Genomic DNA, 21,311 nt, shown 5'->3' with positions numbered 1-21,311 from the left:
TTTCCATCGCCGCCATGACCATCCTGCTCTCCACCCTGAACGCCCGCTACACCCACGCCTCGCTGGGATTGCGCTATTTGCTGGCCAATATGGGGCCGCTGCAGGCGCAGACGCGGCTGCAGGAATTCGTCATCGGCACGAAAACCACGGAACTGGTCGAACGCATCCTCGTCAACAAGCCGCGCATCATCGGTTTTGGCGTATACATATGGAACGTCGAGGAAACCACCAAGCTGGTGGCCATGCTCAAGAGGGTCGCGCCCGAGGTCATCATCGTGCTGGGCGGGCCGGAAGTTTCGCATGAGGCGGGCGAGCAGGAAATCGTCAAACTGGCCGATTACCTGATCACGGGCTGGGGCGACGTCACCTTCCCCAAGCTGTGCGGCGAGATCCTCAACGGACCAAAACCGCTGATGAAGATCCACGCGGGCGTGCAAGCGCCGCTGGCGGAACTGCAGCTGCCCTACTCCTTGTATACAGACGACGATATCCGCCACCGCACGATTTACGTGGAAGCGTCGCGCGGCTGTCCGTTCAAGTGCGAATTCTGCCTGTCGGCGCTGGACAAGACGGCCTGGCCCTTTGCGCTGGAAAATTTCCTGGCCGAGATGGAATTCCTGCATGCACGCGGCGCGCGCCTGTTCAAGTTCGTCGACCGCACCTTCAACCTGAATATCAAGACCAGCTTGAAGATCATGCAGTTCTTCCTGGACAAGATCGAGGCGAATCCGGACGACCCGATCTACGCTCACTTCGAGCTGGTGCCCGATCACTTGCCCGACGCCTTGAAAGAAGGCATCAGCAAGTTTCCGCCCGGCGCGCTGCAGTTCGAGATCGGCATCCAGAGTTTCAATCCGGACGTGCAATCGCTGGTCAGCCGCAAGCAGGACAACCAAAAGGCGGCCGACAATATCCGCTGGCTTTGCGAAAAATCAAACGCCCACTTGCACGTGGACTTGATCGCCGGCTTGCCGGGCGAGGATGAAGCGAGCTTCGCGGCCGGTTTCAACAAGCTGGTGGCCTTGAAACCGCATGAAATCCAGTTCGGCATCTTAAAGCGGCTGCGCGGCACGCCCATCATCCGCCATACGGAAAACTATGGCATGGTGTTCGACCCGCACCCGCCGTACACCATCCTGGCGAATAAACAGCTCGACTTCATGAGCATGCAGCGTCTCGTGCGCTTCGCCCGCTACTGGGACCTGGTCGCCAACTCGGGCCGCTTCGCCAATACGGTGCAATGGATGCTGGGCGATGCGCCGTTTGAAAACTTCATGGATTTTTCGAACTGGCTGTACGCCCACACGGACGCCACCCACCGCATCGCCATGGAACGCCTGGCCAAGCTGGTAGCGCAATGGCTGCAGACGCGCGGCATGAGCGCGGTCGAGGCCAACGCCCTCGTGGCCAGCGACTATGCGGGCGGCGCGCAGGCAGCCGCACATGCCAAGCCAGCCGAAGTGAGTACTGGCAGCGCCAAGCTGCGCCCGGACGTCGCCTTGCCGCAGCGGCAAGCGCGCCACCTGGCGTCCTGAGGGGCCGGCGATTGAACAGCGGTGGCGGTCTGCGCCATTCTCCCTTAAACTGGCACGATGCCGACTGTACAATCGCCGAAACTGACCCTCTCCCAGACCAGCTCCCAACAGGGAGCCCTTGTCACTGCCAGCGGCACCTGGCAGGTGCACGCGCTGGCGCATGACAATGCCATCAAGGCCATCGATGCCCAGCTCAAGCCCTTGCAGGGCGATGCCAAGGTGCAATGGGACCTGTCGGCCATCGACAGCATGGACCATATTGGCGCCCAGCTGTTCTGGAATGCCTGGGGCAAGCAGCGCCCCGCGCAGCTGACGCTGGCGCCATCGCAGGAAGAGTTTTTCCGGCGCATCGAAGAAACGGGACCGCTGGCAACGCCGCCCTCGCGCGCCAACCGCCTCACGCCCGTGATGAAGCTGGGCATGGCCATCCTGCTGTTTTTCGAACACTTGAAGGGTTTTATTGCCTTGGTCGGCCAGGTGACGCAGGATATCGGCCGCTTCGCGCGCCATCCGATGCGCGGGCCATGGCGTGAAATTTCCGCCAATATCTTCCATGCGGGCTTCCAGGCGCTGGGCATCACGGCCCTGGTCGGCTTTCTGATCGGCGTCGTGCTGTCCTATCTGTCGGCGCAGCAGCTGCGCGCCTTTGGCGGCGACATCTACCTGGTCAACCTGCTGGGCATGAGCGTCATCCGCGAACTGGGGCCCTTATTGGCCGCCATCCTCGTGGCTGGCCGCTCGGGCTCGTCCATCACGGCGCAGCTGGGCGTCATGCGCGTCACGGAAGAGCTCGACGCCATGCTGGTGATGGGCATTTCGCACGGTTTCCGCCTGATCATGCCAAAAGTGCTGGCCCTGGCCATTTCCATGCCCCTACTCGTCATCTGGACGGATACGGCCGCGCTGATCGGCGGCATGGTGGCGGCCAAGGTGGAACTGAATTTGTCGGCGCGCTATTTCATCCAGAAACTGCCGGATGCCGTGCCGCTGGCCAACTACATGATCGGCCTGGGCAAGGGCGTGATTTTCGGCATGCTGATCGCGCTGGTCTCGTGCCATTTCGGCCTGCGCATCAAAGCCAACACGGAAAGCCTGGGACGCGGCACCACCACCGCCGTCGTCACGGCCATCACGGTCGTGATCCTGGCCGACGCCGTGTTCGCCATCGTCTTCAATGGAGTGGGCTACTGATGACGGACGATACCGAAATCGCTTGCAAGGTGAGCGAAGGCAACGGGGGCCAGTTCAATCTGCATGGCAGCGCACCCGTGGTGGAAATCACCAATCTGTGGACCAAGTTCGGCCGTACCGTCGTGCACCAGGACTTGAACCTGGAAATCGAACGGGGCGAAATCCTTTCCATCGTGGGCGGCTCCGGCACGGGCAAGACGGTGCTGCTGCGCCAGATGCTGGGCCTGGAACATCCGGCGCGCGGCTGCGTCAAAGTGTTTGGCGAAGATATCAACCAGGCAAGTTCCGACCAGTTACAACAGTTGCGCAATCACTGGGGCATGCTGTTCCAGCAAGGCGCCCTGTATTCGGCCCTGACCGTGTTCGACAATGTGGCCCAGCCGATGCGCGAATTGCGCGTGCTGCCCGAAGCGCTGGTGCACGACGCGGTACTATTAAAAATGAATATGGTGGGACTGGGCCCGGAACATGCGCTCAAAATGCCGTCGGACTTGTCTGGCGGCATGATCAAGCGCGTGGCGCTGGCGCGCGCCCTGGCGCTGGAACCGAAGCTGCTGTTCCTCGACGAACCCACGGCGGGCCTGGACCCGGACCTGTCGGAAAGTTTTGTCGCCCTGATCCAGTCGCTGCACCGCGAGCTGGGCTTGACGGTGGTGATGGTCACGCATGACCTCGACACGCTGTTCGCCCTGTCCACGCGCATCGCCGTGCTGGCGGAAAAACACGTGATCGCCATCGGCCCCACGCGCGAGGTGATCGAAGTCGACCACCCGTTCATCAAGCAATTTTTCCTCGGCGACCGCGGCAAGCGCGCGCTGGCCGTCCTCGATGAGAAACAGGCGGCGGCGGCGGGCAAGGCGGCGCAGCCAGGCGACGACGCCGGCACAGACAAGAAAGCGGAGAAGTAATGGAAAACAGATCACATGCCCTGATGACGGGATTTTTTACACTCACCTTGCTGGTGGCCGCGATTCTGTTCGGCGTCTGGTTCAACCGCGACCGCGTGGAACGGGTGCCTTACCTGCTCGCCACCACCCTGTCCGTGCCGGGCCTGAACCCGCAGGCTACCGTGCGCTACCGGGGCCTGGAAGTAGGCAAGGTTGACGCCATCGACTTCGACACGCAAAAGGCGGGGCAAATCCTCGTGCACATCAGCGTGGCGCCCGACACCCCCGTCACCAATACCACTTTTGCCACCCTCGGCTACCAGGGCGTGACGGGCATCGCCTACATCCAGCTCGACGATGAACACGTGGGCTCGAAACTGCTGGGCACCAGCAAGGACAAGCCGTCGCAGATTCCCCTGCGCGCCGGCTTGCTCGACCAGCTGGAAAAGCGCGGCAAGCGCATCCTCGACCAGGCCGAACAGATCACCAACAAGGTGAATAATCTGCTCAGCCCCGACAACCAGGCCGCCATGCTGGGCGCCTTCACGGAAGTGGGCAAGGCGGCCAAGGCCTTCGGCGCCATTCCGCAGCAGCTGGAGCCGACCCTGACGCAATTGCCGCAACTGACGGAACAAACGCGGCTAACCTTGACGGCCGTCAGTACGGCCAGCAAGAACGTGTCGGACTTGACGGCCACGTGGAAAAAGCTGGGCAACGACATCCAGGCGCCCGGCGGCGTGCTCGACAAGGTCAATGGCACGGTCGACCGGGTCGGCACTTCCGTGGAAACGGTGGCCAATGGCGTGTCGCTGGAAGTGCTGCCGCAAGTAATCGAGCTGAGCGGCGAAGCGCGTTCCTCGATGCGCGCCCTGAAAACCACCATGAGCACGCTCAATGAACAGCCGCAGAGCATCTTGTTCGGCGCCCCAGACATCCCGCCCGGCCCGGGCGAGCCCGGTTTTTCGGCACCGGGCAAATAAGGAGAACACCGCATGCCTATCCCACGCCATTTCAGCGCACTCATCCTGGCCGCCGCATTCCTGCTGGGCGGTTGCGCCAGCCGCGGTCCCGTCCCCACGTTTTACGATTTCGGCCCGGCAGCACCGCAGGCGGCAACGCAAGCAGCTGCGCCAGCCGTGCCCGTGCTGGTGATCGCCGACGCCAACGGTCCGTCCTGGCTGGACAGCCAGCGCATGTATTACCGCTTGCTGTACGCCGATGCGCAGCAATCGCGGCCGTACGCCTACAACCGCTGGAACACGCCGCCGCTGCAACTATTAAGCCAGCGCCTGAAAACCCGCATCGCGCAAAGCGGCGTGAAAGTGCTGTCGACCACGGACGCGGCCGCCGGCATGCCGCTGCTGCGCATCGACGTCGATGATTTTTCGCAAAACTTCGACACGCAGACGCACAGCAGCGGCCACGTGTCGCTGCGCGCCTCGGTATTCCGCGGCCACCGCCTGATCGACCAGAAAACCTTCAGCCGCAGCGGCCCGGCCGGCAGCGCCGACGCGCAAGGCGGCGCGCAGGCGCTGGCCGCGGCATCGGACGCCATCGCCACCGACCTGCTGACCTGGCTGGGCACGCTGAATATCACGAAAGAATGACCGAGCCCGCATCCCCAGCCAGTCCGGCGGCGCCGCTGCCGCCCGTCCGTTCCTCGCCCGTGTCGCGCGCGACCCTGCTCGCCTACGTCTTCCTGATCGTGTACGCCAGCTGGTTTCCGTTCACGGGTTGGCACAGCAATGGTTTATCGCCGCTGACGTTCCTGGAAAACACGCGCATCCCCCGTTACTGGACGGGCTTCGATGTCGGCGTGAATATCGTCGGCTACATCCCGCTGGGCGCCTTGATCGTGTATTCGCTGTTTCCCAGGATCACGGGATTCTTTGCCGTCATCGTCGCCAGCCTGTGCGGCATGTTGATTTCCGGCAGCATGGAAGCCGTGCAAACCTATTTGCCCAGCCGCGTCTCGTCAAACCTCGATTTTTATACGAATGCGGCCGGCTGCTGCATCGGTTCCATCATCGGCGCCCTGACGGCGCGCAAGCTGCTCGACCACAGCCATTTGTACCGCTTGCGCCAGCGCTGGTTTGCCCAGCACGCCAGCCAGGGCCTGGTGCTGGTGGCCCTGTGGCCGCTGGCGCAGATCTATCCGCAAGGCTATCTGTTCGGCCTGGGCCAGTTGCTGCCCATCCTGTCGGACTGGCTGTCGCGCCTGGCGGGCATGGAGATCGACCTGGCCGCGTATCTGCGCCCCGACGTGATATTGACCGTCGAGCAATATTGGCTTTCGGAAACCATCATCACGGCTTGCGGCATGACGGGCGCCGTGCTGACCTTGCTGTGCCTGCTGCGCCGCGCCGCGCCGCGCACGATATTAATGCTGGCCCTCATCGCCGCCGCCCTGACCGTGCGCTCGATGGCCAGCGCGCTGCTGTTTTCGCCGGAAAATGCTTTCGTCTGGATCACGCCGGGCGCCCAGGGCGGCTTTTTGATCGGCCTGATCATGCTGGGCGGCCTGGCGTTCGCACCGCACGTGGCGCAGCGCCGCATCGCGGCCGCCACCTTGCTGCTGAGCCTGGTAATGGTGAATACGACGCCGATCAACCCCTACTTCATGTCAACCTTGCAAGGCTGGTTTCAAGGCAAGTTCCTCAACTTCAATGGCGCGGCGCAATTCCTCGCCTTGCTGTGGCCCTTCATGGCCCTGTGGTTCCTGTGCCTGCCCTCGCACCGACTGAACCGGCAGGATGACGCGCAGCGCCAGCGTCGCGAAGACCACCCATAAGCGTTATCATGGCGCATTGATGAATCAGCGGGAGAATAGTATGAGCGACGCACCGTATTTTGAACGCCACGTTTTTTTCTGCATGAATAAACGTGAAGACGGCCGCAACAGTTGCGGCGACCATGGCGCGGAAGCGGCGCAAAAGCATTGCAAGCGCCGCATCAAGGAACTCGACATGAATGGCGCGGGCAAGATCCGCATCAACCAGGCCGGCTGCATGGACCGCTGCGAAGAAGGCCCGCTGCTGGTGATCTATCCGGAAGCGACCTGGTACACCTACGTCGACACCAGCGATATCGATGAAATCATCGATACGCACCTGGTGGGCGGCAAGATCGTCGAACGCCTGAAAATCTGAGCCGCATATTTAATTTCAACGTTTTAACTTCAAATTAAGCCTACGCCACCAGTATGAGCATCATGAACAGAAACTCGGAAAAATTTACCCTCGCCGGCCATGCAGGCAGCATGGAAGGCTTGCTCGATTTCCCGGCAGACACCCCGCGCGGCATCGCCCTCGTGGCCCATCCGCACCCGCTGTACGGCGGCACGATGGATAACAAGGTCACGCAAACCCTGGCGCGCGCGTTTGTCGCCCTCGGTTACGTGGTGGCGCGCATCAACTTCCGCGGCGTCGGTGCTTCCGAAGGCGTGCACGACCATGGCGCGGGCGAGACGGACGACATGCAATTGCTGTATGAACACATGCGCGGCCTGTATCCAGGCTTGCCCGTGGCCTTGTCCGGTTTCTCGTTCGGCACCTTCGTGCAGTCGAAACTGCAGGAACGCCTGGCCGCCGCCGGCACGCCCGTCGAGCGCCTGGCGCTGATCGGCAGCGCGGCCGGCAAATGGGCCATGGCCGATATTCCCGCCGACACCATTCTGATCCACGGCGAACTGGACGACACGATCCCCCTGTCCGCCGTCTTCGACTGGGCCCGTCCACAAGACATTCCCGTGATCGTGATCCCCGGCGCCGACCACTTTTTCCACCGCAAGCTCAATCACATCAAGAGCCTCGTGATTGCCCTGTGGCATGGTGACAAACCCGCAATAGCAGCAGATGATCATTGAAGTGTGGGCTTACTAGCGCCTCCACGGCTATAATTGATCCGTTTTTTCCACGCGGCCATGTAAGTTGCAACGACATGGCCCTCAGCCTTCATCTTTTTCTCGCAGACCAGCCTCCATGAAAAAACTTTTAGCGGCACTGGCCTCCAGTGTATTTTTCTTTTCCGCCGCCTACGCCCAGAGCGTTCCAGCCCCGACCATCGCCGCCAAGTCCTGGCTGTTGCTTGACGCCACCAGCGGCCAGATCATTGCTTCGCAAGATCCGGACGCCCGCATCGAGCCGGCTTCGTTGACCAAAATCATGACGGCTTACCTGACGTTTGCCGCCATCCGCGAAAAGAAACTGGCGCTGGACCAAAAAGTGAACGTGTCCGTGCGTGCATGGAAAGTCGATTCGAGCAGCTCGAAGATGTTCATCGACCCGGCCACCCCCGTCTCGATCGACGACTTGCTGCACGGCCTGATGATTCAATCGGGTAACGACGCCGCCGTGGCGCTGGCGGAAGCCGTTGCTGGCGATGAAGGCACGTTTGTCGTGCTGATGAACCGCGAAGCCCAGCGCATGGGCCTGAAAAACACGCGTTTTGCCAATCCGCATGGCTTGCCTAGCCCCGATAACTATTCCACGGCGCAAGACTTGTCCGTGCTGGCCAAGCGCGTGATCGCAGATTACCCGGAATTCTACAAAATCGATTCCGTGAAAAGTTTTACGTACAACAAGATCACCCAGCCTAACCGCAACCGCCTGCTGTGGCTGGATCCAACCGTCGATGGCATGAAAACGGGCCACACGGAAGCGGCCGGCTATTGCATGATCGCCTCGGCACGCCGTCCGGGCGGCACCGGCGAGCGCCGCTTGATCTCCGTGGTGCTGGGCACGACGTCGGACCAGGCCCGCACGCAGGAAAGCCAGAAGCTGCTGAACTGGGGCTTCCAGAACTTCGATACGGTCAAGCTGTACTCGAAGGGCCAGGCCGTGGCCACGCCGGAAGTGTGGAAGGGCTCGAAAGGCACCGTGAAAATCGGCTTCGCCCGCGATGTGCTCGTCACCGTACCAAAAGGCACGGCTGCCAAGATGAAACCGGTGCTGGAACGCAAGGACCCACTGGTCGCGCCATTGGCCGAAAACGCGCCGGTCGGCAAACTGAAAATGATGGTTGACGACAAAGTTCTGCTGGAACTGCCTGTCGTGGCGCTGGAAACCATCAACCAGGCAACGATCTTCGGCCGCGCCTGGGATTCGATGCGCCTGTGGATGAAGTAATTATTTCTAGTACCACATGAAAAATGCCCGCAGATGCTGCGGGCATTTTTTTCGTCTGTCTCGCCGCCGCTTTCTCCGCAGCATGCTGTAGCGTAGCTGGCTATAATCGTGGCGTCACCTTCGTCTCCACCACCAGAAAGCCAGCCCATGAGCCATGTATTTCCCGCCAGCCTGCAAGCGCCGCGCAGCCGTTTGAGCAGCAACGGTCCCGAACTGTCGCGCATCGTCGCCGGCATGTGGCGCATCGGCGAGTGGAATATGTCGGCGCAGCAACGGCTGGCTTTCATCGAGCAATGCCTGGCGCTGGGCGTGTCGAGTTTCGACCATGCCGACATCTATGGCGATTACAGCGCCGAAGGGCTATTTGGCGAAGCGCTGGCCTTGCAGCCGGGCTTGCGCGACAAGATGGAACTGGTCAGCAAATGCGGCATCAAACTGCTGTCGCCGCACCGTCCCGGCCATGCCATTCAGCATTACGACACGAGCGCGGCCCACATCACCAGTTCCGTGGAACACACCTTGCGCCAGTTGCATACGGATCGCCTGGACTTGCTGCTGATCCACCGTCCCGACCCGCTGATGGATTTCGACGAGATCGCCGGCGCCTTCACCCAGCTGCAACAGGCGGGCAAGGTGCTGCACTTCGGCGTGTCGAATTTCAGCCGCCACCAGTTCGAGTGCCTGCACCGGCGCTTCCCGCTGGTGACGAACCAGGTGGAGTTTTCGCCGCTGCACGTGGCGCCCCTGTTCGACGAAACCTTCGACGGCTTGCAGGACGTGGGGGTGGCGCCGATGATCTGGTCGCCGCTGGCGGGCGGCCGGCTGTTCCAGGGCGGCGATGCGAATGTGGAGAACTTGCGCAATGTCATCAAGCAGATCGCGGATCAGCTGCAGCGTCCGTTTGCCAGCGTGGTGTTTGCCTGGATCATGCAACTGCCTTGCCGTCCCCTGCCGCTGACGGGCACGGGACGCATCGAGGCCGTGGGCGTGGCCGTGGAAGGCACGCAGTTTACGCTCAGCCGCAGCGACTGGTTCGCCATCCTGCGCGCCGCGCGCGGGCACGAGGTGGCTTAGAATTTAATCGATTTCGTCGGGGTCGTTGAAGACCTGCGGCAGCGCAATACCGCGCCAGCCCAGGTACCACGCCAGGTTGAGCAGCAGGGTGGCGGCGATGTAGACAGCAAAGAACAGCGCGAAGAAGCTGGTCTTCAGCCACACCAGCAGGGCGATGGCGACGATCAGCACCAACAGCGCGGCCAGGCTTTTCTTTTGCTTGGAGCTGGGGAAACGCAAGGTCGACACCATCAGGCTGCCCACGCCGACCAGCAGCAGCATCAGCAGATAGCTGTGCAGCATGGAATCGATGGGCGCCGGCCACGCCACCACCACGGCCGCCACGCAGGCGGCGCCGGCCGTGATCGGCATGCCGACGAAATACAGGGGGTCGGTGCGCCCCACATTCACATTGAAACGCGCCAGACGCATGGCACCGCAGGCGACAAAGAAGAAGCTGGCCATGCCGCCAAAACGCAGCAGCAGCGGATCGTGCACGCCCATCTGCACAAAGCCGTAGCAATACAACAGGACGGCCGGGGCGCAGCCGAAATTCATCACGTCGGCGATGGAATCGAGCTGCACGCCGAACTGCGAGCTGGTGTTCGTCAGGCGCGCGACATAGCCGTCGAGCGCATCAAATACCCCGGCCAGCACCAGCAAGGCGGCCGCCAGGCGGTAGGCATCGGCGTCGCCGACAGTCGCGTTATCGACGGAAATGACGATGCTGGCAAAACCGCAGGCTATCGAAAGCAAAGTCACCATGCTGGGCAAGGCGTACTTGGCGCGCTGCAGGCGCGACTTGGGCAATGTGTTCAAATTTGTGGGCAATCAAAGAAATCGGTAATGAGGCTACGCAGCGGCAAACGCTGCACTATGCTCATTCTACCCTGCGCAGCTGCGGCACCGTCTGCGCACGAGCGCGCGACATATCTTGTCATGGATGCTCTACGGCATATAAAAATGCCTTAGAATCATTTCACAGGGCAGCACGCTGGCACCCACCGCTGTCCGCCTACCTATACAGGAGTCAACTTGATTGCCTCGTCACTGCGTTGGAAATACTGGATACCCGTCCTGCTGAGCGCAGCCCTGCTGAGCGCCTGTGGCGGTGGCGATGGCGGCGACAAGACGTCGCTGAGCACCTCGACCGCGGCCGGGCAGCTGATACAGGAACCGGGCGCTCCTGTCGTCAGCAACAATATCGCCACCGATGGTTTCAACTGGATCAATTACCGGCGCAGCCAGATCGGCCTGGCGCCACTGGTACGCAATAGCCTGATCGACAACGCGGCACTCGGCCACTCCAACTATCTGAACAGCAATAATGTGGTGGTGCACAATCAAATTAAAGGCAAACCCGGCTTTACCGGCGAAACATTGTATGACCGCCTGACTGCGTCCAACTATGGCGTCACATCCGTCTGGGGCGAAGTCATCGCGGGCGTGGCGACCAACTCCGGTTTCTACATGGCGGAAAACCTGATCACGGCCGTGTATCACCGCTTCCTCATCTTTGAACCTATCTTCAAGGAAGGTGGCGCCGGTGCGGCCGTCAACAATAGCGGCTATGCCTATTTCACCACCGACCTGGCCGGCAATAGCCGCTACGGCCCCGGCTTGCCGGCCGGACAGATCGTCAGCTACCCTTTCAACGGACAGACCAAGGTCGCCACCAGTTTCTCCAGCGATGAAGAAGAACCCGATCCCGTGCCCAACCAGAACGTGGTCGGCTACCCGATCAGCGTCCATGCGAATTTCGACGCCACCCTCAGCGTGACGACCTTCACCGTGCGCCCGCGAGGCGCCGGCGCGGATCTGACGGTACGCCTGCTCAGCAAGGAGACCGATGCCATCAATACATCGCGCTCGGTGGCCGCCATCATCCCGCTGGCCCCCCTGCTGGCGGCCACCACCTATGACGTGAGTTTCATCGGCAAAGTCAATGGCGCGAACGTCACGCGCAGCTGGTCATTCACGACGCGTTAGTCTGGCAGCGTATGCCAAGCGGACGCAGTAGCGAGGGCAACTGGATGTAAAATAGCGGATATTGCATGAATGCAATTGACAAGTTTTGGGGCCCTCTGCACACCAGGCATGATGAAACCACACGCCACTTGCGATGATGATGCCGCCGTTGCGGCATCCGACATGGTCCGGATTCTCGATGTCGAGAACGGACTGGGCCGCATTATGGGCGACCGCATCCTGTACCTGAAAATCCTGCGCCGCTTCCTGCATGACCACGGCACCACGCCGTGCCAGATCCGCGCCGAATTCGACACGGGCAATTACGCTTCCGCGCGCCTGAAAGCGCATACCCTTAAAGGCGCCGCCGGCATGATCGGCGCGCGCCACGTGCACGGCCTGGCGGCCACCCTGGAGTCCGCACTGCGTGCGCAAGCGCCCGACCTGGCCCGGCAGATGCTGCAGCTGGAACTGGCCCAGGATCAATTGCTCGGCGCGGTCAGCAGCATGCTGGGCACGCCGGAGGCAACCCACACGGCGGCGCAGGACGTGGCGCCCGATCCGGCCGCGCCCGCCATCCAGCTGCTGCTGGCGCGCCTGGCCAGCCACCTGCGCGAAGGCGACGGCGCGGCCATCGACATCCTGGAAAACTCGGCCAGCCTGCTGGCGGCCAGCCTGGGCGTGCACGTCTACCAGGAAGTGGCGGCCGCCGCGCATGAGTTCGATTTCGACGGCGCGCTGGCGGCGCTGCTGCGGCGCCGCTAATCTTCACGCTCAACGGTGGTATTGCGCCTCTTCCGCATACGCCACGCCACAACTCTTGCCGCAAAAGCGGCGCACGGCGTCGAGCGGCTTGTCGCAATACCAGCACGCGCCTTTTGGCGGCAAGGAGGCGATCAATTCCGGCATGGCGGGCAGTGGCCGCGCCACTACCTCATCCTCGCACTCCACGACATCGGGCTGTTTGCTGTCCATGGCGCTTCCTTTCCTAGCGGCACTTCAAGGCCGCTCAGCAAGATTACGTCATTAAAGTTGATGCGGTATGAGCATGCTCAATAGACAGCGCTCCCGTGGGATACATGGCAGCAAATGGCGCTATTCGCGACGAGGCTGGCTTTGCACACTCGGCCCCATAAGATCGGCCCGTTCCATGCAGTAAGGCTCCCACTCTGTCTCCTGCCGCATGACGAAAGTCATATTGGCAAGACGCGCACCGTGCGCCTGGATGGCTTCCTTGCGCTGGGGTGTATTGACAAGCAAGGCCATCACTTGACCTACCTTGTTTTCATCCTCGGGGACCAGCTCGCCAAGGCCAGCCAGGCATTCACCGCTGCGTATCGCCATCGAATGCGCATGTGACGATTCCGAGGGTGTGGTTGCCAGAATAGCCGCCTGGGTGCTGATGGCAACATTTGCCATGCCCCGCAGAAGCCGGGCATCTCGCGAAAAATGCCGCAGCAGAAACAACTCGACATCATCGCGCACGCCATTATCATTGCTATCAATACCGGCAAGCGTTTGTTTGCCAGCAGCACCAGGATCAGGCGGTAGCACAGTGTCGATCGTCAACTGCAATGGGGCGGCAGCCAAAACCGCGATAGGAGAAACAAGCGCCAATGCGAAAAAAACAATAGCGGTGCCACGCGGGAATGAAGGATATGTCATAGGAACTCCTGGTTGGGAATTCCGACTATAAAACCGTCACACGGCAAGATATTGCTGTTCCGCAATCAATATGAATTTGCTTGCGGATACAGAGCCGGCTGAAAACCACCTCCAATAAATCATCAGGCGAAAATTCGCCCGTGGCGCTCGACAGTTGCACCTGCGCCAGGCGCAGCTCTTCGGCGAACAGATCGAACCCCGGTCTTTTCGCCGTTCGAGGTGTATGCAAAAAAACACCTCTGATACTTATTTCCGAAAGCTCCTGACCGCATCATTCGCATGCGCGTCGATGACTTTGTGAATTGCCGGCTGCTGCGCATATTTCACGCGCAGCCGCTTCCACTGCCGCTGCGCCTGCCCGCACGAACTGGCCACGGCTTGCGTGATCTCGCGCTGGCGCGCCTTGTCGTTGTCATCCCATTCGCCGGCAAAATGCTCGCACATCTGGGCGTTCTCGACGAACCGCGCCACGTCCTTCGGCAACTTTTCCTGCGCACCGGCCAGCAGGGGCAGGCAACTGAACAGCAGAGCAAGCAGCAGCTTCATCGAACCTCCTTATTTGCCGATGCAGAAACGGCTGAAAATCACGCCCAGCAAATCGTCAGGCGAGAATTCTCCCGTGATGCTCGATAGCTGCACCTGCGCCAGGCGCAGTTCTTCGGCGAACAGGTCCAGCGACTGGTCGTCCTGCGCAGCGTGTTCGGCCGCGATGTCCAGGTGCTTGCCGGCCGATTTCAAGGCGATCAGATGACGTTCGCGCGCCAGGTACAGCGATTCGCCCGTCTGCTGCCAGCCGGCGATGCGCAGCAGCTCGGCGCGCAGCAAATCGATGCCGATATGCTCGTGCGCCGACAGATACACGTGGGTGGCGTCCGGCATGCTGTCGACGCCGGGTTTATGCCCGGACAGATCAATCTTGTTCCACACGCGCACCACGGGCACGCCTTCGGGGAAGGCGGCGACGATGGTTTCGTCGGCCAACGTGGGGCCGTGGTCGGCGTCAAGCAGGTGCAGGATCACGTCGGCCTTGCCGATCTCGCCCCAAGTGCGCTCGATGCCGATGCGCTCGACGGCGTCGATGGTGTCGCCCGCGCTGCGGATGCCGGCCGTGTCGATGATGTTGAGTGGAATGCCTTCGATCTGGATGGTTTCGCTGACCTTGTCGCGCGTGGTGCCGGCGATCGGTGTGACGATCGCCACGTCGGCGCCCGCCAGCGCGTTCAGCAGCGACGATTTACCGACGTTCGGCTGGCCCGCCAGCACGACATTCAAGCCTTCGCGCAGCAGCGCGCCCTGCGCCGCCTGCGCAAACACTTTGTTTAATGCTTCGATGACGGCTTTCAATTGACCGCGCGCATTCGATTTTTCCAGGAAATCGATTTCTTCCTCCGGGAAGTCGAGGGTCGCTTCGACCAGCATGCGCAGTCCCGTCACCTGTTCCACCAGCGCGTGGATGGTGTTCGAGAACGCGCCCGACAGCGATTGCGAAGCGGACTTGGCCGCCGCTTCCGTCGAGGCGTCGATCAGGTCGGCCACGGCTTCGGCTTGCGCCAGGTCAAGCTTGTCATTCAAAAACGCGCGGCGCGTGAATTCGCCCGGTTCGGCCAGGCGCAAGCCGCTGTCACGGCCCGCTTCCAGCACGCGCGCCAGCAGCAACTGCAGCACGATGGGGCCGCCATGGCCCTGCAATTCCAGCACGTCTTCGCCCGTGTACGAATGCGGACCCTTGAAGTGGATGGCGATGCCCTGGTCGATGATGGCGCCGTCGGCTTCCGTGAATGGCAGATAGGTGGCGTTGCGCGGTTTGAGTTGCTGCGCGCCGAACAGGGCCGTCATCAGCGGAGCGAGGTTTTTGCCGGAGGCGCGTACCACGCCGATGCCGCCACGACCCGGAGCGGTGGCGATGGCGGCGATAGGGGAAGAGTCGAGTTTCATGGGGATATTGTAGATTAAAAAAAAGCCCGCACTCGGCGGGCTTTCGATTCGCTGGCCGGACTTACTTGACGGCAGGCGCGTATTTCTTGGTGATCACCCATTGCTGGCCGATCGACAGGACGTTGTTGACGACCCAGTAGAGTACCAAGCCCGACGGGAAGAAGAAGAACATCACCGAGAATGCCAGTGGCATGAACAGCATCATCTTCGCTTGCATCGGATCGGCCGGGGCCGGGTTCAGCTTGGTCGTGATGAACATCGAGATCGCGTACAGCACGGGCAGGATGCACCATGGGTCATGCTGGGCCAGGTCGGTGATCCAGCCGATCCATGGCGCGCCGCGGATTTCCACGGACGCGTTCAAGACCCAGTACAGCGCGATAAAGACGGGCATCTGGATCAGGATCGGCAGGCAGCCGCCCAGCGGATTGATCTTTTCCGTCTTGTACAGCTCCATCGTGGCCTGGTTCATCTTTTGCGGATCGCCCTTGAAGCGTTCGCGGATCGCTTGCATCTTCGGCGTGACCAGTTTCATCTTCGCCATGCTGCGGTAGCCGGCGGCCGACAGCGGGAAGAACAGCAGCTTGATCAGGATCGTGAAGGCGATGATGGTCCAGCCCCAGTTGCCCAGCACGCTGTGGATCTGTTCCATGACCCAGAACATCGGCTTGGCGATGATGGTCAGCCAGCCGTAATCCTTGACCAGTTCCAGGCCAGGCGAGACGTTTTCCAGCAGGTGCGCGATTTGGGGACCCGAGTACAGCTTGCTGTCCATGCTGGCCGAGGCGCCTGGCGCCAGGGTAGGCAGGGGCAGCACGTTACCGATGGCGTACAGGTTGGGGCCGACTTTCTTCGTGAAGATGTCGCGCTTGGCGTTCTCGGGCGGAACGAAAGCCGACACGAAGAAGTGTTGCGAAATCGCAAACCAGCCGCCATTCGCCGTGGCCGGGTGCAGGCCCTTCATGGCGTTGTCGTTGCCCTTCTTCTCGTCTTCCGTAGCCGCTTTTTCGATTTTCTCGAACGTCAGCTTCTGGTACTTGTCTTGCGGCGTGTACAGGGTCGGACCCGTGAAGCTGCTGTTGAAGAACGAATCGCCGACCGGCTTGTTGCCGTCATGCGTCAGTTGCAGGTACAGCTGCGGCGTGACAGGGGCTGCGCCCACGTTGGAGACGTCGTGGCGCACGTCGATCACGTAGTCGCCGCGCTTGAAGGTAAACGTCTTGGTCAGTTTGACGCCGCCTTCGACCGCTTCCATCACCAATTGAATCTGTTTGCCGTCGGCCAAAGTACGCACGCCAGGCTGCACGGTGAAACCGCTCGCGTGGGTAGGGAAAGGACCGCCGACCAGGCCCGATTGCGCCAGGTAGGTGTGGTTCGCGCCTTCGTCGAACAGCACTTCGTTTTGCTTGCCGTCGTCAGGCTGGCACCATTTGAACAGGCCGAAGCAGCCGCCAAACCAGCCCGGATTACCCGCGCCTTTGAATTTCAGCAATTCCAGACGCTTGACCTGGCCGCCCAGGGTGTCGATATCGACCTTGATGACGTCGGTGGTGATGGTAATCACTTCGCGCTTGAACGCGGCGGGATCGACAGCCTCACCCGGCAGGGCAGGCACGCCTGCCGCAGCCGAGGCAGCCAGAGCAGCCGTCTTGGCAGGGGTCGCAGGCGCCTTGGCGGTTTGTTCCGTGTTCGCGGAGAACATCGACGGCTTGCCGTTCGAGATCATCCATTCGTTCCAGAGAATTACCAGCGAGACGGAAAACACGATCCACAGGATGGTACGTTTATTGATATCCATTAGGGTATTTGTCAGGAGTGGTTGCAACCGCAAGCGGTCGTTGAAGATTGTTTGCCATCGGCCGGCGGCACCGGGTCGACGCCCCCTTCATTCCAGGGGTGGCAACGGCACAGGCGCTTGGCAGCCAGCAGGCTGCCCTTGGCCGTACCGTGCACGCGCAGCGCTTCCATCGCGTAATGCGAACAGCTCGGATAGAAACGGCAATTCTGTCCCAGCATGGGGCTGATCAGCAACTGATAAGCGCGCAGCAGGAACAGCAGCAGGGTTTTCATGGCGCGGATGGTGGTGGCGCAGCAACAGAACGGGCCTGGGCGGCGATTTGCGCCGCGAACAGGCGGCTCAATTCCTCACGCAGCTCGGCTTTGAGCTTGGTCGTGGTGGCCGGGCCATCCTTGCTGTTGACGGCGCGTGACAAACGCACCACGCAGTCGACCGGCGGCATCGCGCTGTTGCGAAACAGCTCGCGCGTGACGCGCTTGATCGTGTTGCGGGTCGCCGCGCGTGGCGCGAAACGCTTGGCCACAACGACGCCCAGCCGCGCATGCGGCAATTGATTGTGTCGGGTGTACAGCACAAAATGCGCTGTTTTTTGCGAAGGGCGCAAACGAAAAACGGATGAAAATTCATCCGTTTTAACGATACGCCGAAAGCGCGCGAAGTCGTGTGAACCTTCGCGTTGATTGCCGACTGGAGTACAGCTAGCCACGCGATCAGCTGTCAACGACAAGCCTAGACGGCCAGACGTTTGCGGCCCTTTGCGCGACGTGCGTTGAGCACATCACGGCCACCACGGGTAGCCATACGAGCGCGGAAGCCGTGCGTACGCTTGCGGCGAACGACGGAAGGTTGGTAAGTACGTTTCATGTTGGTCTCGCTAAAAACAAAAAAAATGCAAAATCGGGTCTGACGTCCCGTCAGTTTTTGGTGCCAATGACAATCGCGCACTTATGCCAAGGCACAAGCTGGCCAATCTCATCGCCCGCTTAATCCACGCTTAGTCCATATTGTCGTTCCAAATGAATAAACACGGAATACGGGCGGGGAACCCTGAATTATTCAGCATATGCCCCCCTCTTGTCAAGGATTGCCGTGATCGTCTGGAAATTTGCGCGCCGGCCCCCATCTGCTTGCAAGGCCCCGCCACAGGCCGCGCCAGCACTGCCTGTGACGGGATAACCGGGGGATAAGTCGCCTCTTATGCACACGGCGCCCCACCCCGCCACAGAAAAATAAGCGTCGTGCCTGTGGATAACTTTCTCAGTCGGGAGTAGAATAGCGCGTTACGTGTGGCGAGCCCTCGCGCGACGCCGGCCTTGCAACACGGTGAACGCAGGGCAGAATCGATACGCCCTCCCACACCTTTTCACATAGACATACATGGATAATTTCTGGCAGGCCTGTTCCGCGCAGTTGGAACTGGAGCTGACACCGCAACAATTCAGTGCGTGGATCAAACCGCTTATCCCTCTCGATTACGAAGAGGGCAAGCTGCGCATTGCTGCGCCCAATCGCTTCAAGCTCGATTGGGTCAAGACCCAGTTCGCCAGCCGCATCACTGCCCTGGCCATTCAGTACTTCGAAGCGCCGACGGAAGTGCAGTTCGTGCTCGACCCGCGCCTGGCCCTGCCGAAGAAACCCGTCACCGCCAGCACCCCGGCCAGCGATCCAAATGGCGGCGCGCCCAGCGCGCGCGCCGCGGAGCCGCAGCCCAGCGTGCCGGAACTGAGCATCGGCGCGGCGCCGCGCCGCGAGCAGAGCCGCATCAACACCGACCTGACCTTCGACAGCTTCGTGACAGGTAAGGCCAACCAGCTGGCACGCGCCGCCGCCATCCAGGTGGCGAACAATCCGGGCGTGTCATATAACCCGCTGTTCTTCTATGGCGGCGTCGGCCTCGGTAAAACCCACTTGATTCACGCCATCGGCAACCAGGTGATGGCCGACAATCCGGGTGCAAAAATTCGCTACATCCACGCGGAACAGTACGTTCGCGACGTAGTGACCGCTTACCAGCGCAAGGGTTTCGACGACTTCAAGCACTACTATCACTCGCTCGACATGCTGCTGATCGATGATATCCAGTTCTTTGGCGGCAAGAGCCGCACGCAGGAAGAGTTTTTCTATGCGTTCGAGGCATTGATTGCCGCGAAGAAACAGATCATCATCACCTCGGATACCTATCCGAAGGAAATCACGGGCATGGACGACCGTTTGATCTCGCGCTTCGACTCGGGCCTGACGGTGGCCATCGAACCGCCGGAGCTGGAAATGCGCGTGGCAATTTTGCTGAAAAAAGCCAAGCAGGAAGGCGTGACCTTCTCCGACGACGTGGCTTTCTTTGTCGCCAAGCATTTGCGCTCGAACGTGCGCGAGCTGGAAGGCGCGCTGCGCAAGATCCTCGCGTACTCGCGTTTCCATGGCAAAGACATCACCATCGATATCGTCAAGGAAGCCCTGAAGGACTTGCTGTCGGTGCAGAACCGCCAGATTTCCGTGGAAAACATCCAGAAAACCGTGGCCGACTTCTTCAATATCAAGGTTGCCGACATGTATTCGAAGCGCCGCCCCGCGAATATCGCCCGGCCGCGCCAGATCGCCATGTACCTGGCCAAGGAATTGACACAGAAGAGCCTGCCGGAGATCGGCGAGCTGTTCGGCGGCCGCGACCACACCACGGTGCTGCATGCCGTGCGCAAGATCGCGCTGGACCGCACCAAGAACCCGGAATGCAACCATGAATTGCATGTGCTGGAGCAAACACTAAAAGGCTAAGGCCGCTTGGGCAAGACTGGCTCAAAACGTGCTTTACCCTTATCATCTGGGAGGGCGCCGCAGCCGGTCTGTCGGGGCTCCCCATGGCAACAATTGTTAAATTAATACGTTAAACGTCGTACTGTTCAACCTATACATTGAGGATAAATATGCAATTGGTCAAAACCACCCGAGATACCCTTCTCCGGCCACTGCAGATCGTGAGCGGTATTGTCGAGCGTCGGCACACTATGCCGATTCTGGCCAATATCCTCATCCGCAAAGACGGTGAAAATGTCTCCTTCCTGTCGACCGACACCGAAGTGCAGATCACCACGCACGCGGAAATCGGTTCCGGCGCGGACGTCACCGGCACCACCGTGGCCGCGCGCAAGCTGCTGGACATTTTGCGCGCCCTGCCCGAATCGGGCGACGTGACGATGACCCTGCTGAACAAGCGCCTGACCGTGCAAACGGGCAAGTCGCGCTTCGCCCTGCAAACCCTGGCGGCGGAAGAGTTTCCAACCGTGCAACAGGCGGAAAGCTACAACGCGTCCGTCACCCTGCCGCAAAAAACGCTGAAACACCTGTTCAACATGGTGCATTTCTCGATGGCGCAGCAAGACATCCGCTACTACCTGAACGGCTTGCTGCTGGTTCTGGATGGCAATAATGTCATCGCCGTGGCCACCGACGGCCACCGCCTGGCGTTTTGCCAGGTGGCCACCGAGCAGACCTTCGCGCGCCAGGAAGTCATTATTCCACGCAAGACCATCATCGAACTGCAGCGTCTGCTGGAAGAAAACGATGAGCCGGTGCAACTGGACATCGCCGCCAACCAGGTGAAACTGACCTTTGCCGACATCGAGCTGATCTCGAAGCTGGTGGAAGGCAAGTTTCCCGACTACACGCGCGTGATTCCAAAAGGCTACAAAAACGACTTCACCATCGGCCGCGATGAACTGCTGCGCTCGCTGCAACGTGCCGCCATCATGACCAGCGACAAGTTCAAGGGCGTGCGCTGCATCATCACCCCGGGCAGCATGAAGATCAGCTCGACCAATGCGGACCAGGAAGAAGCCGTCGAAGAGCTGGAAATCGACTACGGCGGCGACTCCGTCGACATCGGCTTCAACGTGACGTATCTGCTGGACGTGCTGAACAACCTGAAATGCGAATACGTCAACATCGCGCTCGGTGATTCGAACTCGTCCGCCCTGATCTCCATCCCGGACAATGCCGACTTCAAGTATGTCGTCATGCCGATGCGGATTTAAAGACCACAGCAGTGATGTAGGTCGGATTAGCGCAGCGTAATCCGACATGCTGAATCGCCGTCTGTCGGGTTACGCCGTTCCGGCTAACCCGACCTACGGTCATCAGCCAGCAGCCCCGAATCAAT

23 protein-coding genes are annotated in these 21,311 nt (G+C 60.8%); 14 read left to right on the top strand and 9 right to left on the bottom strand.

What is annotated here, in order from left to right; translation table 11 throughout:
• Positions 1 to 14: 14 nt before the first annotated feature.
• From ACPJXG_RS01005 to ACPJXG_RS00960, 10 genes are all read left to right on the top strand, one after another.
• A complete protein-coding gene (locus ACPJXG_RS01005; protein ID WP_425253123.1) occupies positions 15 to 1,535 on the top strand; it encodes a DUF4080 domain-containing protein in 1,521 nt (506 codons plus the stop codon).
• 57 nt (positions 1,536 to 1,592) lie between these two features.
• Positions 1,593 to 2,726, top strand: a complete 1,134-nt coding sequence (locus tag ACPJXG_RS01000; protein ID WP_035822898.1) for an MlaE family ABC transporter permease — start codon at positions 1,593 to 1,595, stop codon at positions 2,724 to 2,726.
• The gene (locus ACPJXG_RS00995; protein WP_425253122.1) at positions 2,726 to 3,634 is read left to right on the top strand and encodes an ABC transporter ATP-binding protein; all 909 of its coding nucleotides are present in this window, start codon (positions 2,726 to 2,728) and stop codon (positions 3,632 to 3,634) included. Before ACPJXG_RS01000 ends, ACPJXG_RS00995 begins: the two co-directional genes overlap by 1 nt.
• The gene (locus ACPJXG_RS00990) at positions 3,634 to 4,593 is read left to right on the top strand and encodes an MlaD family protein (RefSeq protein WP_425253121.1); all 960 of its coding nucleotides are present in this window, start codon (positions 3,634 to 3,636) and stop codon (positions 4,591 to 4,593) included. Before ACPJXG_RS00995 ends, ACPJXG_RS00990 begins: the two co-directional genes overlap by 1 nt.
• 12 nt (positions 4,594 to 4,605) lie before the next feature.
• Entirely contained in the window at positions 4,606 to 5,220 is a 615-nt protein-coding gene (locus ACPJXG_RS00985; protein WP_099403806.1) for an ABC-type transport auxiliary lipoprotein family protein, read from the top strand.
• Positions 5,217 to 6,404: a VanZ family protein gene (locus ACPJXG_RS00980; RefSeq protein ID WP_425253120.1), complete on the top strand. Its 1,188-nt coding sequence runs from the start codon at positions 5,217 to 5,219 to the stop codon at positions 6,402 to 6,404. The genes ACPJXG_RS00985 and ACPJXG_RS00980 overlap by 4 nt, the downstream gene beginning before the upstream one ends.
• Positions 6,405 to 6,444: 40 nt before the next feature.
• Positions 6,445 to 6,762, top strand: a complete 318-nt coding sequence (locus tag ACPJXG_RS00975) for a (2Fe-2S) ferredoxin domain-containing protein (RefSeq protein ID WP_034781335.1) — start codon at positions 6,445 to 6,447, stop codon at positions 6,760 to 6,762.
• A gap of 62 nt (positions 6,763 to 6,824) precedes the next feature.
• Positions 6,825 to 7,478 carry an alpha/beta hydrolase gene (locus ACPJXG_RS00970; RefSeq protein ID WP_425253119.1) on the top strand — a complete coding sequence of 218 codons (654 nt, stop codon included), beginning with the start codon at positions 6,825 to 6,827 and terminating at the stop codon, positions 7,476 to 7,478.
• Between the two features lie 115 nt (positions 7,479 to 7,593).
• Positions 7,594 to 8,739: a D-alanyl-D-alanine carboxypeptidase family protein gene (locus ACPJXG_RS00965; RefSeq protein ID WP_035822908.1), complete on the top strand. Its 1,146-nt coding sequence runs from the start codon at positions 7,594 to 7,596 to the stop codon at positions 8,737 to 8,739.
• A gap of 147 nt (positions 8,740 to 8,886) precedes the next feature.
• Entirely contained in the window at positions 8,887 to 9,813 is a 927-nt protein-coding gene (locus ACPJXG_RS00960) for an aldo/keto reductase (RefSeq protein WP_176389447.1), read from the top strand.
• 3 nt (positions 9,814 to 9,816) lie between these two features.
• On the opposite strand, the gene pssA is transcribed toward ACPJXG_RS00960, so the two are convergent.
• Entirely contained in the window at positions 9,817 to 10,557 is a 741-nt protein-coding gene (pssA, locus tag ACPJXG_RS00955) for a CDP-diacylglycerol--serine O-phosphatidyltransferase (RefSeq protein ID WP_225243950.1), read from the bottom strand.
• A gap of 270 nt (positions 10,558 to 10,827) precedes the next feature.
• Here pssA and ACPJXG_RS00950 point away from each other — a divergent pair, with 270 nt between their 5' ends.
• Positions 10,828 to 11,781 carry a CAP domain-containing protein gene (locus ACPJXG_RS00950; RefSeq protein ID WP_425253118.1) on the top strand — a complete coding sequence of 318 codons (954 nt, stop codon included), beginning with the start codon at positions 10,828 to 10,830 and terminating at the stop codon, positions 11,779 to 11,781.
• 108 nt (positions 11,782 to 11,889) lie between these two features.
• Positions 11,890 to 12,525 carry an Hpt domain-containing protein gene (locus ACPJXG_RS00945; protein WP_035822911.1) on the top strand — a complete coding sequence of 212 codons (636 nt, stop codon included), beginning with the start codon at positions 11,890 to 11,892 and terminating at the stop codon, positions 12,523 to 12,525.
• Positions 12,526 to 12,534: 9 nt separating this feature from the next.
• Here the strand turns inward: ACPJXG_RS00945 and ACPJXG_RS00940 are convergent, their stop codons facing one another.
• From ACPJXG_RS00940 to rpmH, 8 genes are all read right to left on the bottom strand, one after another.
• Positions 12,535 to 12,735: a hypothetical protein gene (locus ACPJXG_RS00940; RefSeq protein WP_099403802.1), complete on the bottom strand. Its 201-nt coding sequence runs from the start codon at positions 12,733 to 12,735 to the stop codon at positions 12,535 to 12,537.
• A 120-nt stretch (positions 12,736 to 12,855) separates the two neighbouring features.
• Entirely contained in the window at positions 12,856 to 13,425 is a 570-nt protein-coding gene (locus ACPJXG_RS00935) for a hypothetical protein (RefSeq protein ID WP_425253117.1), read from the bottom strand.
• A 246-nt stretch (positions 13,426 to 13,671) separates the two neighbouring features.
• Positions 13,672 to 13,971 (bottom strand): hypothetical protein, encoded by a 300-nt coding sequence (locus tag ACPJXG_RS00930; protein WP_099403799.1) that lies wholly within the window; start codon positions 13,969 to 13,971, stop codon positions 13,672 to 13,674.
• 9 nt (positions 13,972 to 13,980) lie between these two features.
• The gene (gene mnmE, locus ACPJXG_RS00925; protein ID WP_035822920.1) at positions 13,981 to 15,360 is read right to left on the bottom strand and encodes a tRNA uridine-5-carboxymethylaminomethyl(34) synthesis GTPase MnmE; all 1,380 of its coding nucleotides are present in this window, start codon (positions 15,358 to 15,360) and stop codon (positions 13,981 to 13,983) included.
• 61 nt (positions 15,361 to 15,421) lie between these two features.
• Positions 15,422 to 17,158, bottom strand: a complete 1,737-nt coding sequence (gene yidC / locus ACPJXG_RS00920) for a membrane protein insertase YidC (RefSeq protein WP_176389444.1) — start codon at positions 17,156 to 17,158, stop codon at positions 15,422 to 15,424.
• 11 nt (positions 17,159 to 17,169) lie between these two features.
• Positions 17,170 to 17,430 (bottom strand): membrane protein insertion efficiency factor YidD, encoded by a 261-nt coding sequence (yidD, locus tag ACPJXG_RS00915; protein WP_034754335.1) that lies wholly within the window; start codon positions 17,428 to 17,430, stop codon positions 17,170 to 17,172.
• Positions 17,427 to 17,864 (bottom strand): ribonuclease P protein component, encoded by a 438-nt coding sequence (gene rnpA, locus ACPJXG_RS00910; RefSeq protein ID WP_176389458.1) that lies wholly within the window; start codon positions 17,862 to 17,864, stop codon positions 17,427 to 17,429. The genes yidD and rnpA overlap by 4 nt, the downstream gene beginning before the upstream one ends.
• A 23-nt stretch (positions 17,865 to 17,887) precedes the next feature.
• Positions 17,888 to 18,022: a 50S ribosomal protein L34 gene (rpmH, locus tag ACPJXG_RS00905; protein ID WP_010401996.1), complete on the bottom strand. Its 135-nt coding sequence runs from the start codon at positions 18,020 to 18,022 to the stop codon at positions 17,888 to 17,890.
• A 513-nt stretch (positions 18,023 to 18,535) separates the two neighbouring features.
• Here rpmH and dnaA point away from each other — a divergent pair.
• Together dnaA and dnaN are read left to right on the top strand one after the other, a co-directional pair.
• Entirely contained in the window at positions 18,536 to 19,930 is a 1,395-nt protein-coding gene (gene dnaA, locus ACPJXG_RS00900; protein WP_034781304.1) for a chromosomal replication initiator protein DnaA, read from the top strand.
• Positions 19,931 to 20,079: 149 nt separating this feature from the next.
• On the top strand, positions 20,080 to 21,186 hold the full coding sequence (gene dnaN, locus ACPJXG_RS00895; RefSeq protein ID WP_034754341.1) for a DNA polymerase III subunit beta: 1,107 nt from the start codon (positions 20,080 to 20,082) through the stop codon (positions 21,184 to 21,186).
• Positions 21,187 to 21,311 lie beyond the last annotated feature (125 nt).

The organism is Janthinobacterium sp. NFX145 (genome assembly GCF_049810325.1).
In the GTDB taxonomy this organism is placed as follows: domain Bacteria; phylum Pseudomonadota; class Gammaproteobacteria; order Burkholderiales; family Burkholderiaceae_D; genus Janthinobacterium; species Janthinobacterium rivuli.
Note: the sequence above shows the minus strand (reverse complement) of the source record. Positions and strands in the feature narration are given on the sequence as shown.